General features: G+C 65.3%; 11 protein-coding genes and 1 other RNA gene. 9 read left to right on the forward strand and 3 right to left on the reverse strand.

Annotation, left to right across the window (positions count from 1 at the left end):
- Window positions 1-104: 104 nt before the first annotated feature.
- The 5 genes from GGD62_RS22175 to GGD62_RS22195 all read left to right on the forward strand — a co-directional run bounded on the left by GGD62_RS22175 (window position 105) and on the right by GGD62_RS22195 (window position 8,184).
- Window positions 105-1,418, forward strand: a complete 1,314-nt coding sequence (locus GGD62_RS22175) for an HlyD family secretion protein (protein ID WP_183710191.1) — start codon at window positions 105-107, stop codon at window positions 1,416-1,418.
- Window positions 1,419-1,447: 29 nt separating this feature from the next.
- Window positions 1,448-3,034: a DHA2 family efflux MFS transporter permease subunit gene (locus GGD62_RS22180; RefSeq protein ID WP_183710192.1), complete on the forward strand. Its 1,587-nt coding sequence runs from the start codon at window positions 1,448-1,450 to the stop codon at window positions 3,032-3,034.
- 519 nt (window positions 3,035-3,553) lie between these two features.
- On the forward strand, window positions 3,554-5,353 hold the full coding sequence (locus tag GGD62_RS22185) for an ABC transporter ATP-binding protein (protein ID WP_183710193.1): 1,800 nt from the start codon (window positions 3,554-3,556) through the stop codon (window positions 5,351-5,353).
- 78 nt (window positions 5,354-5,431) lie between these two features.
- Window positions 5,432-6,838 carry an MATE family efflux transporter gene (locus tag GGD62_RS22190; protein WP_183710194.1) on the forward strand — a complete coding sequence of 469 codons (1,407 nt, stop codon included), beginning with the start codon at window positions 5,432-5,434 and terminating at the stop codon, window positions 6,836-6,838.
- A gap of 74 nt (window positions 6,839-6,912) precedes the next feature.
- On the forward strand, window positions 6,913-8,184 hold the full coding sequence (locus GGD62_RS22195; RefSeq protein ID WP_183710195.1) for an O-antigen ligase: 1,272 nt from the start codon (window positions 6,913-6,915) through the stop codon (window positions 8,182-8,184).
- Here GGD62_RS22195 and GGD62_RS22200 read toward each other — a convergent pair.
- Window positions 8,181-8,924 (reverse strand): sulfite exporter TauE/SafE family protein, encoded by a 744-nt coding sequence (locus GGD62_RS22200; RefSeq protein ID WP_179736387.1) that lies wholly within the window; start codon window positions 8,922-8,924, stop codon window positions 8,181-8,183. The genes GGD62_RS22195 and GGD62_RS22200 overlap by 4 nt on opposite strands.
- Window positions 8,925-9,144: 220 nt before the next feature.
- Between GGD62_RS22200 and GGD62_RS22205 the strand changes: the two genes are divergently transcribed.
- Window positions 9,145-9,408 (forward strand): hypothetical protein, encoded by a 264-nt coding sequence (locus GGD62_RS22205; protein ID WP_183710197.1) that lies wholly within the window; start codon window positions 9,145-9,147, stop codon window positions 9,406-9,408.
- A gap of 1 nt (window position 9,409) precedes the next feature.
- On the opposite strand, the gene GGD62_RS22210 is transcribed toward GGD62_RS22205, so the two are convergent.
- Window positions 9,410-10,780 (reverse strand): PLP-dependent aminotransferase family protein, encoded by a 1,371-nt coding sequence (locus GGD62_RS22210; protein ID WP_183710199.1) that lies wholly within the window; start codon window positions 10,778-10,780, stop codon window positions 9,410-9,412.
- A gap of 49 nt (window positions 10,781-10,829) precedes the next feature.
- On the opposite strand from GGD62_RS22210, the gene GGD62_RS22215 reads away from it, so the two are divergent.
- Window positions 10,830-11,294 carry a DUF983 domain-containing protein gene (locus GGD62_RS22215; protein WP_183710201.1) on the forward strand — a complete coding sequence of 155 codons (465 nt, stop codon included), beginning with the start codon at window positions 10,830-10,832 and terminating at the stop codon, window positions 11,292-11,294.
- Between the two features lie 98 nt (window positions 11,295-11,392).
- On the opposite strand, the gene rnpB is transcribed toward GGD62_RS22215, so the two are convergent.
- An RNA gene (rnpB, locus tag GGD62_RS22220) (RNase P RNA component class A) lies at window positions 11,393-11,871 on the reverse strand.
- A 149-nt stretch (window positions 11,872-12,020) separates the two neighbouring features.
- Here rnpB and GGD62_RS22225 point away from each other — a divergent pair.
- Together GGD62_RS22225 and GGD62_RS22230 are read left to right on the forward strand one after the other, a co-directional pair.
- Complete coding sequence (locus GGD62_RS22225) at window positions 12,021-12,374, forward strand: YciI family protein (protein ID WP_026202052.1); 354 nt, start codon at window positions 12,021-12,023, stop codon at window positions 12,372-12,374.
- 22 nt (window positions 12,375-12,396) lie between these two features.
- Entirely contained in the window at window positions 12,397-13,632 is a 1,236-nt protein-coding gene (locus GGD62_RS22230) for an RNA polymerase sigma factor (protein ID WP_183710203.1), read from the forward strand.
- Window positions 13,633-13,637: the final 5 nt, after the last annotated feature.

Below are 13,637 nucleotides of genomic sequence, written 5' to 3' on the forward strand. Positions count from 1 at the left end.
ATGTATATTGACCGAACCGTTCGGTCAATGATATTTGGATTAGCGAGAGGGAACAGGCCGCACGCCGGCTGTCCCTTTGATCGCGCTTTTTTGGGGAGGCCTTTATGGCCGTATCGAGAGACCAGGCCGCGCGCGTCCTTCGCCAGGAAACGGTGGAGGAGCACGCGGACGGTGATGCCGCGATCGAGAACGCTGCCCCCCTTGCCGAGCAATTGCGCGCTCAATTGGCCGAGGAAGCCAAGCGCCGCACTGCCGAGGCGCCGGAGAAGCCCGCGACCGACAAGCCGGCCGCATCTGCGCCGGAGGCACCCGCTGCCGGCGCTCCCAAATCCGGCAAGCGCAAGTTCGTCCTGATGGGCGTCGGCCTCCTGCTGGCGCTCGCGGCCGCGAGCTATGCCGGCTACTACACGCTGGTTGGCCGCTTCTACATTTCCACCGATGACGCCTATGTCCGCGCCAACAACACCATGCTGGGCGCGCGCGTCTCCGGCCACATCGCCTCGATCCTTGCCGGCGACAACACGACCGTGAAAGCGGGCGACATTATCTTCCGCATCGACGAGGGTGACTACAAGATCGCGGTCGATGCCGCCGCGACCAGGATCGCGACCCAGCAGGCCACCATCGATCGCATCGGCCGCCAGGTCGCCGCGCTCGACAGCCAGGTGGCGCAGGCCAAGGCACAGCTCGTCTCGGCTGAGGCCGGCCTCAAGCGCGCCGATCTCGACTATGAGCGCCAGCAGGCCCTGAGCAACAAGGGGTTTGCCTCGCGCGCCACCTTCGAGAGCTCGGAAGCCGGACGCGACCAGGGCGCCGCTGCGGTCAAGGCCGCGCAGGCCGCCTACGACGTTGCAATCAGCAATGTCGATGTCGCCAAAGCGCAGCAGGCCGAAGCGCAGGCCCAGCTCGCCGAGCTCAAGACCACGCTCGCCAAGGCCGAGCGCGACCTCGCCTTCACCGCGGTGCGCGCGCCGGTCGACGGCACGTTCTCCAATCGCCTCGTCAACACCGGCGACTTCGTCGCGGTCGGTCAGCGCCTCGGCAACATCGTGCCGCTGGACGCCGTCTATATCGACGCCAATTTCAAGGAAACGCAGCTCAAGCGCATCCGTCCCGGCCAATCGGTGACGATCAAGGTCGATGCCTACGGCATGCGCAAGTTCTCCGGTGTCGTCGACAGCATTGCGGCGGGTGCGGGCTCGGTGTTCACTCTGCTGCCGCCCGACAACGCCACCGGCAATTTCACCAAGATCGTGCAGCGCGTGCCGGTCCGCATCCGCGTGCCGAAGTCGGTGGCGAAGCAGAACCTGCTTCGTGCCGGCATGTCGGTCTATGCAACCGTCGACACCAACAAGGGCGCGGCCGACGCCGACAGCGAGGTCGACCTCGACGATCCCACCGCGATCCACCCGCAGTAGCCACAACCTGAGCGCTGCGAGGTCAGACCATGGCCAACGCCACCACCGCTTCGCCTGCCATGATGGCCGATCCCGCTTCGGAGCGCATCGCGCCGAAGCGGCTGTTCGCGTTCATTATCATGGTGTTCGGGATGTTCATGTCGATCCTGGACATCCAGATCGTCTCGGCCTCGCTGAGCGAAATCCAGGCCGGATTGTCAGCGAGCTCCAGCGAGGTCTCCTGGGTTCAGACCGCCTATCTGATCGCCGAGGTCATTGCGATCCCGCTGTCCGGATTCCTGTCGCGCGCCTTCGGCACGCGGTTGTTGTTCGCAATCTCGGCGGCCGGATTCACTGCGTCGAGCCTGCTCTGCGGCTTCGCCACCACCATCGAGGAGATGATCCTCTGGCGCGCGCTGCAGGGTTTCCTCGGCGCCGGAATGATCCCGACGGTGTTCGCCTCGGCCTACACCGTGTTCCCGCGCACGAAATTTCACATCGTCGGTCCCATCATCGGGCTGGTCGCGACGCTGGCCCCAACCATCGGGCCGACGGTCGGCGGTTACATCACCGACCTGATGTCGTGGAACTGGCTGTTCTTCATCAACGTCGTACCCGGCATCGGCATCACCCTGGGCGTGCTGGCGCTGGTCGATTTCGACGAGCCGCATTTCGAGCTGCTCGACCGCTTCGACTGGTGGGGTCTCTTGTTCATGGCCGGCTTCCTCGGCACGCTGGAATATGTGCTGGAGGAGGGGCCGCAATATGAATGGATGCAGGATACCTCGGTCGCAATCTGCGCCTGGATCTGCGCGATCTCGGCCATCGCCTTCTTCTGGCGCGTCTTCACGGCGGCCGAGCCGATCGTCAACCTGCGCACCTTCTCCAACCGCAATTTCGCGATCGGCTGCGTGCTGCAGTTCTGCATCGGCATCGGCCTCTACGGCCTGACCTACATTTATCCGCGCTATCTCGCCGAAGTGCGCGGCTACAGCGCGCTGATGATCGGCGAGACCATGTTCGTCTCCGGGATCACGATGTTCCTGGTCGCGCCGCTGGTCGGCCGCCTCATGGTGAAGCTCGACATGCGCTACATGATCGCATTCGGCCTCGTCGTGTTCGCGATCGGCTCCTACCAGATGACCTGGATCACGCGCGACTACGATTTCTACGAGCTGCTGGTGCCGCAGATCCTGCGCGGCGTCGGCATGATGTTCGCGATGGTGCCCACCAACAACATCGCGCTCGGCACGCTGGCGCCTGATAGGGTGAAGAACGCCTCCGGCCTGTTCAACCTGATGCGCAATCTCGGCGGCGCGGTCGGACTCGCGGTCATCAACACCGTGCTCAACGACCGCACCGATTTGCACATCACCCGCCTGCAGGAGCGCGTGACCTGGGGCAATGCGTCGGCGACTGAAACTCTGACCATGTTCATGCAGAAGTTCCAGGGCCTCGGCGATTCCACGCTGATGGCGATGAAGCAGCTCTCCCAGCTCGTGCACCGCCAGGCCGTCGTAATGAGCTTCGGCGATGCCTTCTTCGTGCTGACGCTGTTCTATCTCGGCCTCAGCCTGCTGGTGACACTGCTGAGCAAGCCGGCCCCACTGACCGGCGGCGGCGGCGACGCGCATTGATCTTGCCACACACGCGGTGTCATCGTCTGGCTTGACCGGACGATCCAGTTTTCCAGAGGCCGGCGTTGGTGAACTCGCTCTCACCACATCCGCCGCGGCGTACTGGATGCCCCGCTTTCGCGGAGCATCACGGCGGAGGGCGGGGCGGCTGTGGAGCGCACCAAGGCCGCGCGCACCAAATTGCAACACTCATCCGTGATCTCGCGCGAGCCCCGTTGCAAGTCGCAAACGACACATCTATAAAGCGCACCTCATTCACTCGAACCGGGGAGAGATTTGCATGATTTCGTCGCTTTCGCAGATCGTACGCCCGCGCTCGATGATGTTCTGGTTCGGTATGTACGCGGCCTGTTAGAGGCCTCCTCCGCCAGTTTCGATTGGGCCAAGTTTTCGACCAAGCGTCCCGATCGCTTTCTTTCCCAAGCCAAAGCCAACCTTAAGTGACGCCGTCTCGGCCCTCGCGGCCGGCCTGCGTCCATCGATGGAGCCGGCCCGCGCCAAAGGCGGCCGGATGATGTCATGACCGCTCTGTCAAAAAAGCCCGCGGCGATCCGCCTGGTGCTGCCCTTCGTATTCCGGCACTGGCTGAAGCAGCCGGGACGGGGGCTCATCGTGGCCGGCGGCCTGCTGGGTGCGACCATTGCCGACCTGTTCATGCCGGTCTTCTCGGGCCGGCTGGTCGATGCGCTGACGCGTGGCCCGTCCGATCCCGATGCGCGGCATGCCGCCCTGGTTGCCTTCGGCGCCATCGTGGCGCTGGGCGCAGCCTCCGTGGCGCTGCGGCTGGCCGGCCTGCAGGCGATCGTGCCGTTCACGCTCAAGACCATGTCGGACGTCGCACAGGAGGCCTTCATCCGTGTGCAGCGTTTCTCCACCGACTGGCACGCAAACTCCTTCGCGGGCTCCACCGTGCGCAAGATCACGCGCGGCATGTGGGCGCTCGACCTGCTCAACGACACCATCCTGATGGCGTTGGCGCCCTCGCTGCTGGTGTTGATCGGCTCGATGGTCCTGATCGGGATGCACTGGGCTTCGCTCGGCGTGGTGATCGCGGTCGGCGCGTTCTTCTACGTCACCATCACCGTCGTGTTCTCGACGCGCTACATCGCTCCGGCCGCCCGAGTCTCCAATGCCTGGGACACCAAGGTCGGCGGCACGCTTGCGGATGCCCTGACCTGCAACGCGGTGGTGAAGTCGTTCGGCGCGGAAGCGCGCGAGGATACGCGGCTCGCCCGCGTCATCAACCGATGGCGCGTGCGGGTGCGGCGGACCTGGCTGCGCTACAACTACACGTCCATGGCGCAGCTGTCGCTGCTGCTCTGCCTCCGCACGTCCGTGATCGGCGGCGCGGTGCTGTTGTGGATGTCTGGACGCGCCTCGCCTGGCGACGTGACTTATGTGCTGACCAGCTACTACATCATCCACGCCTATTTGCGTGACGTCGGCATGCACATCAACAACCTCCAGCGCTCGGTCAACGACATGGACGAGCTGGTGGCGATCCATGCCGAGCCCATCGGCATCGCCGATGCAACCGATGCGCGGCCGATCGCGATCGAGGGCGGCGAGATCGTGTTCGACGACGTGACGTTCCACTATGGCGGCCATCGCGCGCCGCTCTATGACGGGCTGTCGGTGACGATCCGGGCCGGTGAACGTGTCGGCCTCGTCGGACGCTCCGGCTCCGGCAAGACGACCTTCGTCAAACTGGTGCAGCGGCTCTACGACGTCACCGGCGGCCATGTGCTGATCGACGGGCAGGACATCGCTATGGCGACGCAGCAATCGCTGCGCAGCCAGATCGCGATCGTGCAGCAGGATCCGATCCTGTTTCACCGCTCGCTCGCCGAGAACATCGCCTATGGCCGGCCCGGCGCCAGCCTCGAGGCGATCGAGCAGGCGGCGCGGCTTGCGAACGCGCACGACTTCATCCTGCGCCTGCCCAAGGGCTACGGCACGCTGGTCGGCGAGCGCGGCGTGAAGCTGTCGGGCGGCGAGCGGCAGCGCGTGGCGCTGGCGCGCGCGTTCCTGGCGGATGCGCCGGTGCTGATCCTGGACGAGGCGACCTCGAGCCTCGATTCGGAATCGGAGGCGCTGATCCAGGAGGCGATGGAGCGGCTGATGAAGGGCCGCACCTCGATCGTGATCGCGCACCGGCTGTCGACGGTGCGCAGCCTCGATCGCATCCTGGTGTTCGACCGCGGCGAGGTCGTCGAGCAGGGCACCCACGCCGTGCTCGCGAGCAAGCCTGCAGGCATCTATCGCGGCCTGTTCGAGCGCCAGGTGGTGGAGCTCGGGCGCGTCGCAGCGGCGGAGTGAGGGGGCGGCAGCGGGGCGAACGTCCCGCTGTCACGCCGCCAAGGAATTCGTCAAGGAATGCGTCAAGGATGGAATGAGATGAAAGACCTGACGAACGGCTCCATCGTAAGACACATCCTGGCCATGGCACCTCCGATCATGGCCGGCATGATCTCGATCATGATCTGCCAACTGGTCGATCTGTACTTCGTGTCGGGCCTGGGCGATGCCGCCGTGGCGGGCGTCGCCGCGGCCGGCAATGCTGGCTTTCTCGTCAACGGGCTGATGCAGGTGCTCGGTGTCGGCGCGGGGGCACTGATCGCGCATGCCGTGGGACGCAAGGACCGGCCGGATGCGAATCTGATCTTCAACCAGGCGATCGTGCTGTCGGTGCTGTTCGGACTGTCGACCCTGCTCGCAGGTGCCGCGCTGTCGCGCGCCTACATGCGTTCGATCGCAGCGGACCAGGCCACGATCGAGGCCGGGACCACTTATCTGCTGTGGTTCATGCCGGCGCTCGCGCTGCAGTTCGCGACCCAAGTCATGGGGGCTGCGTTGCGCGCGACCGGTATCGTGCGTCCCACCATGCTGGTGCAGGCGTTTGCTGTGGCCATCAATATCGCGCTGGCGCCGGTCCTGATCACGGGCTGGGGCACCGGTCATTCGCTCGGGGTTGCCGGTGCGGGGCTGGCGAGCTCGATCGCGGTCGCCATCGGCGTGCTGGTGCTGCTGGCGTATTTCCGCAAGGTCGAGCGCTATGTCGCTTTCAATCCGGCGCAATGGCGCCCGCAGCCGCACCATTTGAAGCGCATTCTCAATGTCGGCCTGCCGGCCGGCGGCGAGTTCGCGATGATGTTCATCTTCATGGCGGTGGTCTATTACGTGCTGCGCGATTTCGGCGCGGCGGCGCAGGCCGGCTTCGGCATCGGGCAGCGCGTGCTCGGCCTGATCAACATGCCGGCGCTCGCGGTCGGGCTGGCGGCCGGGCCGATCGCCGGCCAGAATGTCGGCGCAGCCAACGCTGCGCGCGTGCGGGAAACTTTCGTCAAGGCCGCCTTGATCGTCACGATCGTGATGACCGGCTTCATGATCCTTGCGCAAGTGAAGCCGGAGCTGCTGCTCGCCGGATTTTCGAACGACCGCGAGACCATGGACATCGCCTACCTGTTCCTGCGGATCATCTCGCTCAACATGGTCGCACAGGGGCTGATCTTCACCTGCTCGAGCATGTTCCAGGCCCTTGGCAACACCAGGCCGGTGCTCTTGAGCTCGGCGACGCGCGTCTTCACCTACTCGCTTCCGGCGATCTGGCTGTCGACGCGGCCGGGCTTTCGCATGGAGTACGTCTGGTATTTGTCGGTCGCGGCGACAATGTTGCAGGCGGGCTTGAGCCTGTGGTTGCTGCGCCGCGAGTTCAGGAAGCGCCTGACTCCGGCGCCGAAGGAGAAGGCCCCAGAGCAGGAGAGCGCCGAACCCATTGTGCCTCTCGCCCGCGGGCCTGCGTAACGGTGGCTTGTTCCATCCCGGCTGCTCCGGCTAACTTGCCGGGCGGTTGAGGATGGTGGGCTGCAGAAGGGCCAATGACCGGAGTGACGAACGAGCCGCGGGCGGCGTCATGGCTCTCCGCGATCTGGGCGGCGCGCTATCGCACGCCAGCCCGCTTCGTTGCGCTGATCGCGCTGCTGCTGCCGTGGACCACGACCGGGCTGATCTTCGCGCTCATACCCTGGCTGATCGCGTTCGCATTCGTCGATCTTCGCGCGTTTCCACGTTCGCTGCTTCGCCCGATCTGCCTGCTGCCGATCGCGCTGGTCGCGCTCGCCGCCGTCGGAACGCTCTGGTCGGATGCGCCATGGCCGGAGCGAATCCACGCGATCGGGCCGGCGGCGAAACTGCTGGTCATTCCGCTCCTGATCTACCAGTTCGAGCGCTGGCCCTACGGCCATTGGGTGTTTTCCGCCTTCCTGGCGTCCTGCGCGGCCTTGATGCTCTATTCCTTCGCCGTCGCCGTCGACCCCGCACTCTCGCTGAAGCTCTATCTGTCGCGTGGGCCTTTCAGGGTCGAAAGCGGGATCGCAGTGCGCAACTATATCGACCAGAGCCAGGAATTCGCGCTCTGTGCGCTCGCGCTGGTCTATCCGATCGTGTCGCTGCTGCGACAACGCCACGCCGCCACCGCGGCGCTGTTCGCGGTGCTCGCGATCGGATTTCTCGCCAACATGTTCTTCGTCGTGGTCTCGCGCACGGCGCTGGTGACGCTGCCGATCCTGGTGGTGCTGTTCGCGCTGCTGTATCTGCGCCTGCGTGCGGCGCTGCTTGCCGCGGGCGCGATGGGACTGCTGGCCGTGCTGCTCCTTGGCGTGTCGCCGCATCTGCGCATGACGGTTGCGAAGTTTCAGGCCGATTATGAGACGAGCGTGCAGGATCGTCAGGTCAGCGGCATGGGTTCACGTCTGGAATACTGGAGGAAGTCCCTTCGCTTCATCGCCGATGCGCCGCTGGTCGGCCATGGCACCGGCTCGATCCGCGGCCTGTTCGCAAGCGTGGCCGCCGATGCGAAGATCGATCCGCTGCGCGGCGAGGTCGTCAGCAACCCGCACAATCAGACCCTCAGCGTAGCCGTGCAGTGGGGCGTCGTCGGTGTCCTGATCCTCTACGCGCTCTGGTTTGCGCATCTCTCGCTGTTTCGCGGCGCGGGGCTGGCCTGCTGGATCGGCCTACTGGTCGTGGTGCAGAACATGCTGACCTCGCTGCTCAACACGCATTTGTTCGACTTCACGCCGGGCTGGATCTACGTCCTCGGCGTCGGTGTTGCCGGCGGCATGGCGCTTGGCAGGAAGACGCAGAATTAGAGTGCGCCGAGACTGTTCCAGACGAGGGTCAGGCCCGACAGGAACAGCAGGCCGAGCACGACGTCGCCAAAATGCTTGTCGTTGAGGGCGTGATAAACGCGCGCGCCGGCCCAGGCGCCGATCAAAGTGCCGGGAAACGCGACCAGCGCCAGCCAGATCACCTTGAGCTCGACGAGGCCCGATGCGGTCTGCAGCACCAGGGCTGTCGCGAGGACCGTGAAATTGAAGAGCTGAAAGATGCCGCGCCGCTCATGCTTGTTCCAGCCGCGGATGTTGGCCCAGAGGATCGGCAGTGGTCCGGACAACCCGGCGAGGCCGCCAAGAATACCGCCGGCAAAGCCGATCGCGCCGTCGGCGAGTCGGCCGCCGAATTTGATCGCGAGCGGCCTTTTGTTCAGATAGAGCGCGCTCGAAAAGACCAGAATCAAAATGCCGACGCTCAGCTTGAACACTTTTGGATCGGCGGAGGCGATCAGCATGGTGCCGAGCGGCACGCCGATCAGACCGCCGATCAGGAACGGCCAGACCAGCGAGAGATCGAAGCTCTTCCACATCGAGGGCAGCGTCGAGGTTTGCGCGATCACCGAGCAGATCAGCACCAGGGGCACCGCGAGCGAGGGCGGCAGCACGTAGAGCCAGATGCCGAGCGCCATCAGTGCCGTGCCGAACCCGGCCAGGCCCGAGACGAAGCCGCCGGCCAATGCGCCGAGCAACAGCAGCGCGTAGGTGAGCGTTTCCAACAGAATGTCCTCGTCGCCGGGCGATCCCGAACTGTTGATCGCCGTCGCCCGCATAGCATGCTTGCTGCCGTGCAAGTCAATCCGCCCTGCACGCAAGCGTGATCTGCGGCGCCGGGCGTTCGCGAAAGACACGCCTACATGACGGTCGTACTTCAAATCGGGGCCGCCGCTATCTGCGCTCGGATCGGACGGCCCCCGAAAGCGACGATGGAGAATGACCATGACCCGCGCTGAAATCGCCGCTGCAGCCGCGCTGTTGGCGGCCGCCTTGATGCCGACAATGGCCAAGGCGCAGCTTTCAGAGCCTGCGGCCTATCAGGCCGCCCATCCCGACCGCGACGTGCTGAATGGCGGCCAGCTCACGCCTGCGGCGCGTGCGGCTCTCGGTCAGCGGGGCGCGCCCAGCGATGCATATGCTTTGCAGGCCTATCCGTCGCCTGGGGCACCGGTCGTGCGCTCGACCCATCGCCGTCATCGTCGATGATCTAGACGATCTGTCTGGTGTCGGCGGGCTTCTGCAGCGCGCCGACCAGGATGCGCAGCGCTTCCGTCAATTCAGACCTGTTCCGTGCCGCGCCCAGCGAGACGCGCGCCGCATGCGGCGGTGTCCCATCGATCGTGAAGGCATCGCCGGCGACGACCGCAAGTCCGTTCCGCAACAGATGCGCCGCGACATCGGGCCGGTCCTCAGGCAGCCGCAGCCACAGATGATGCGCCGCCGGCTTGGCCAGGAACTGGAAGCCTTTCAGTGTGCGCTGCGCGAGCTGTTGACGGCCGACCGCCTCGCTGCGGATGGCCGTGATGATGCGATCGGCAATGCCACTTTCGATCCAATGCGTCACCAGCGCGACCATCAGCGGCGCCGGCATCTGCACGGTCGCCTGCAAATACGTCCGCATCTCCCGCTGCGCCTCGCTGTCGGGCGTCACCAGATAGGCAACGCGGAGCGCCGGCGCGATGCATTTTGACAGCGTGGTCGCAAGATAAGTCCGCTCCGGAATGAGATTGGCGATCGGCGATGCCGAGCGGTCGAGCAGGCCGTAGGCGTCGTCCTCGATCAGGATCGTGCCGGTATCGCGGATGATCTTTGCGATCGCGCCGCGCCGCTCGGGGACAAGCGTCGCGGTGGTCGGATTGTGCAGCGTCGGGATGAGATAGACGGCCTTCGGCTTGTGCACGCGGCAGGCCTTTGCCAGCGCATCGGGCTGGATGCCGCCATCATCCATGGCGACGCCGACGAGCTTGATGCCGAGCCGCGCTGCTGCGGCCTTGATGCCGGGGAATGTCAGCGCCTCCGTCAGCACGATGTCGCCGGGCCGCGCCAGATGGGCGAGCAGGTTGAACAGGATCGTCTGCGTGCCCGGAAAGACTACGAGCCTGTCGGCATGCGCGTGCGACACCCGTGCGCGCATCCAGCGCGCGGCGACCTCGCGCTCATGCGCGCTGCCGCCAGGCGGCTGATAGTTGAGATACGCCGTCAGGCCCGATTGCGCGCGGATCGCTTCCATCCCGGCGATGATGCGCTCGTCGAGCTGCGCCTCCAGCGGATGCGGCGGCACGTTCATCGAAAGATCGATCGCGACGGGATGCGGCAGATCGACCGCGCGGCGCGCGCTGGTCTCCGACACGAACGAGCCCTGTCCGACCCGCGCCTCCATGATTCCGCGACGCCGCGCCTCGGTGTAGGCGCGCGTCACCGTGGTGAGGTCGACGTCGAGCGCCTTTGCAAGCGCGCGCTGCGTCGGCAGTTGTTGGCCACGCACGAGCCGGCCGGCGGCGATGTCGGCCTCCATGGCCTCGACGATGCGCTGGTAGCGCGGTCCTGATAGCTCCGAGATTGTCGGGGTCCAATCCATGCAATTTAGGTCCATATTCTTTGAATGTATGGATACAAAAGATTATTGTATGGATCGTCGAAAAGGAAGAGGTGTGGTCATGGCGGCCGATTCAGTCTCTCTGGCGAAGGCGATGTGGCGCGGCTTTCGCGGCAAGTGCCCGAACTGCGGCGAAGGACATCTGTTCGGCCGTTTCCTGAAGGTCGCAAACAGCTGCGATCATTGCGGCGAGGAGCTGTTCCACCAGCGCGCCGATGACTTTCCCGCCTATCTCGTGATCGTCCTGGTCGGCCATCTCGTGGTCCCCGCGATCCTGGCGGTCGAGACCGCGTATGCGCCGGCGGTCTGGCTGCAACTCGTGGTGTGGTTGCCGGTGACGCTGTTCGCCTCGCTCGCGTTGCTGCAGCCGACCAAGGGTGCCATCGTCGGGCTGCAATGGCAGATCGGCATGCACGGATTTGAAGTGAGCAAGCAGCGGCGTGAAGCCGATGCGCTCGCGCCGGTACTGGTAAAAGCGGACACGCGCGCGGCCTGAGGCGCGGCGACGTTAAGGCGTTCCTGAAAATGGTGAGGGGTTCGATGCGGTCAGCATCGAACCCCTCGTTGCTTCCTTAGCGCTCGAAAACGCTTTAGAATATCAGCCGGCCTGTAAGCCGGGTTCTGTAAGGTATCGTCCGCTTGCGCGAACGATACGTGACGGCCATTCCTCTGGGACCATGTTTGCACATGGCCTCGAGCAACCTACCCGGACGGCGGGCCTGACATCGCCCCGCGGCGTTATCGCTTGCGCGAACAGCCCGCTACGCCGTCCCTATTCGGTTTTGCTCCCGGTGGGGTTTGCCATGCCGGCTCCGTTGCCGGACCCGCGGTGCGCTCTTACCGCACCTTTTCACCCTTACCCATCTACGCAGCGTTCGCTGCTACGACGCGGCAGGCCCGAGGGCTTGCCGCGCCAAAGCCCGTAGGGGCGAAGGCGGGCGGTTCGTTCTCTGTGGCACTTTCCCTGGGGTCGCCCCCGCCGGACGTTATCCGGCACCGTATGTCAAGGGAGCCCGGACTTTCCTCCCCGGCGGCCTTTCGGCACCTGCCGGAGCGGCCGTCCGGCCGACTGACTGACAACGCATGGGCATTTGTGACGGTTTCGTCAAGCCGATATCGCGGCCCACGATCCGCCCGAAATAATTTATCCTGAAGATGTCGTTTGCTGCGTGCCCCGTTCGACTGGATGTCGGCGACACAGCCGAACAACAGGAGTGAAGCGATGCAATATCTGCTGATGATCTACCAGAACGAGGCCGAGTACGCGAAGATTGACACCGGAACCAGCCAGAAGATGTCGGCGGAGTATGAAGCCTTCACGCAATCCATCATCCGGAACGGCAATTTCAAGGCCGGCGATCGGCTGCGACCGACCACGACCGCGACGACGGTGCGTGTGCGCGACGGCAAGATGCTGACGACCGATGGACCGTTTGCGGAGACCCGCGAGCAGCTCGGTGGCTACTATCTGATCGAGGCCAAGGATCTCGACGCCGCGATCGAGATCGCGGCGCGGATTCCGAGCGCGCGCGTCGGTTCGATCGAGGTGCGGCCGATCTGGGTCTACGACAAGTGACGGCCTGGCCACGCGTCGCCGCATGACCCCAGGCGAGATCGACAAAATCTTCCGCGACGAGGCGGGGCGGGCGCTGGCCACGCTGATCCGCCTCGTCGGCGATTTCGATCTCGCCGAGGACGCGCTTCAGGATGCTTTTGCCGTCGCGCTGGAACGCTGGGTGGCGTGCGAGGTCCCCGACAATCCGCGCGCCTGGCTGGTCAATGTCGCCAGGCACAAGGCGATCGATCGTGTCAGGCGCCAGGCTGTCTTCCGCGGCAAGCAGCAGGCGCTCCTGCACGAGATCGAGCTCAACGCACAAACGGTCGACGAGCCGGCGACAACGCTTGACGACGACATGCTGCGGCTGATCTTCACCTGTTGCCATCCGGCGTTCGCGCCAGAGGTCCAAGTCGCGTTGACGCTGCGCACCGTCTGCGGGCTGTCGACCACTCAGGTCGCGCGCGCCTTTCTCGTGGGCGAGGAGGCGATGGCGCAGCGGCTGGTCCGCGCCAAGCAGAAGATCAGGCTCGCCGGTATCCCCTACGAGGTACCCGAGCGCGAGGCGCTGGCGCCGCGGCTCGATGGCGTGCTCGCTGTGATCTATCTGGTCTTCACCGAGGGCTATGTCGCGACCGCTGGCGCGGATCTGATGCGGCCTGATCTTGCGGCCGAAGCCATCCGGCTCGGCCGCTTGCTCGATCGGCTGATGCCGGATCGCGGCGGCATCAAGGGCCTGCTGGCCCTGATGTTGCTGCACGATGCGCGCCGCGCCGGACGCGAGACCGCGGCCGGCGATATCGTGCTGCTCGAGGAGCAGGACCGCATGCTGTGGGATCGCGGGCAGATCGAGGAGGGCCTGGGCCTGGTCGAGGATGCGCTGCACGTGCCCGGACGGCCGCAGCCTTATGCTGTGCAGGCCGCGATCGCCGCGCTGCATGCCCGCGCGCCGAGCTTCGAGCAGACCGACTGGCGGCAGATCGCCGGGCTCTACGAGGTGTTGCTGCGCATCTCTCCCTCTCCGGTGATCGAGCTCAACCACGCTGCCGCCGTGTCGATGGTCGATGGGCCGGCACGTGCGCTCGACCTCGTCGATGCGATCAGCGCCCGAGGCGGGCTCCGCGGCTATGAGCTGTTGCCCGCAGTGCGCGCGGATCTGTTGCGGCGAATGGGGCGCAAGGATGAAGCATGCGAGGCGTATCGGGCAGCGACGGAGGCGACACAGCTCGAGCCGTTGCGGCGGCTCTATGCGCGGCGGGTGAGCGAGATGAATAACTAGCGCCG

This window comes from Bradyrhizobium sp. ERR14 (assembly GCF_014198235.1).
Taxonomy (GTDB): domain Bacteria; phylum Pseudomonadota; class Alphaproteobacteria; order Rhizobiales; family Xanthobacteraceae; genus Bradyrhizobium.

What these genes read in the sequence shown, in the direction of transcription:
- GGD62_RS22175 (WP_183710191.1), top strand. Translation starts at nt 105, where the DNA reads ATGGCCGTATCGAGAGACCAGGCCGCGCGCGTCCTTCGCCAGGAAACG.
- GGD62_RS22180 (WP_183710192.1), top strand. Translation starts at nt 1,448, where the DNA reads ATGGCCAACGCCACCACCGCTTCGCCTGCCATGATGGCCGATCCCGCT.
- GGD62_RS22185 (WP_183710193.1), top strand. Translation starts at nt 3,554, where the DNA reads ATGACCGCTCTGTCAAAAAAGCCCGCGGCGATCCGCCTGGTGCTGCCC.
- GGD62_RS22190 (WP_183710194.1), top strand. Translation starts at nt 5,432, where the DNA reads ATGAAAGACCTGACGAACGGCTCCATCGTAAGACACATCCTGGCCATG.
- GGD62_RS22195 (WP_183710195.1), top strand. Translation starts at nt 6,913, where the DNA reads ATGACCGGAGTGACGAACGAGCCGCGGGCGGCGTCATGGCTCTCCGCG.
- GGD62_RS22205 (WP_183710197.1), top strand. Translation starts at nt 9,145, where the DNA reads ATGACCCGCGCTGAAATCGCCGCTGCAGCCGCGCTGTTGGCGGCCGCC.
- GGD62_RS22210 (WP_183710199.1), bottom strand. Translation starts at nt 10,780, where the DNA reads ATGGATTGGACCCCGACAATCTCGGAGCTATCAGGACCGCGCTACCAG.
- GGD62_RS22215 (WP_183710201.1), top strand. Translation starts at nt 10,830, where the DNA reads ATGGATCGTCGAAAAGGAAGAGGTGTGGTCATGGCGGCCGATTCAGTC.
- GGD62_RS22225 (WP_026202052.1), top strand. Translation starts at nt 12,021, where the DNA reads ATGCAATATCTGCTGATGATCTACCAGAACGAGGCCGAGTACGCGAAG.
- GGD62_RS22230 (WP_183710203.1), top strand. Translation starts at nt 12,397, where the DNA reads ATGACCCCAGGCGAGATCGACAAAATCTTCCGCGACGAGGCGGGGCGG.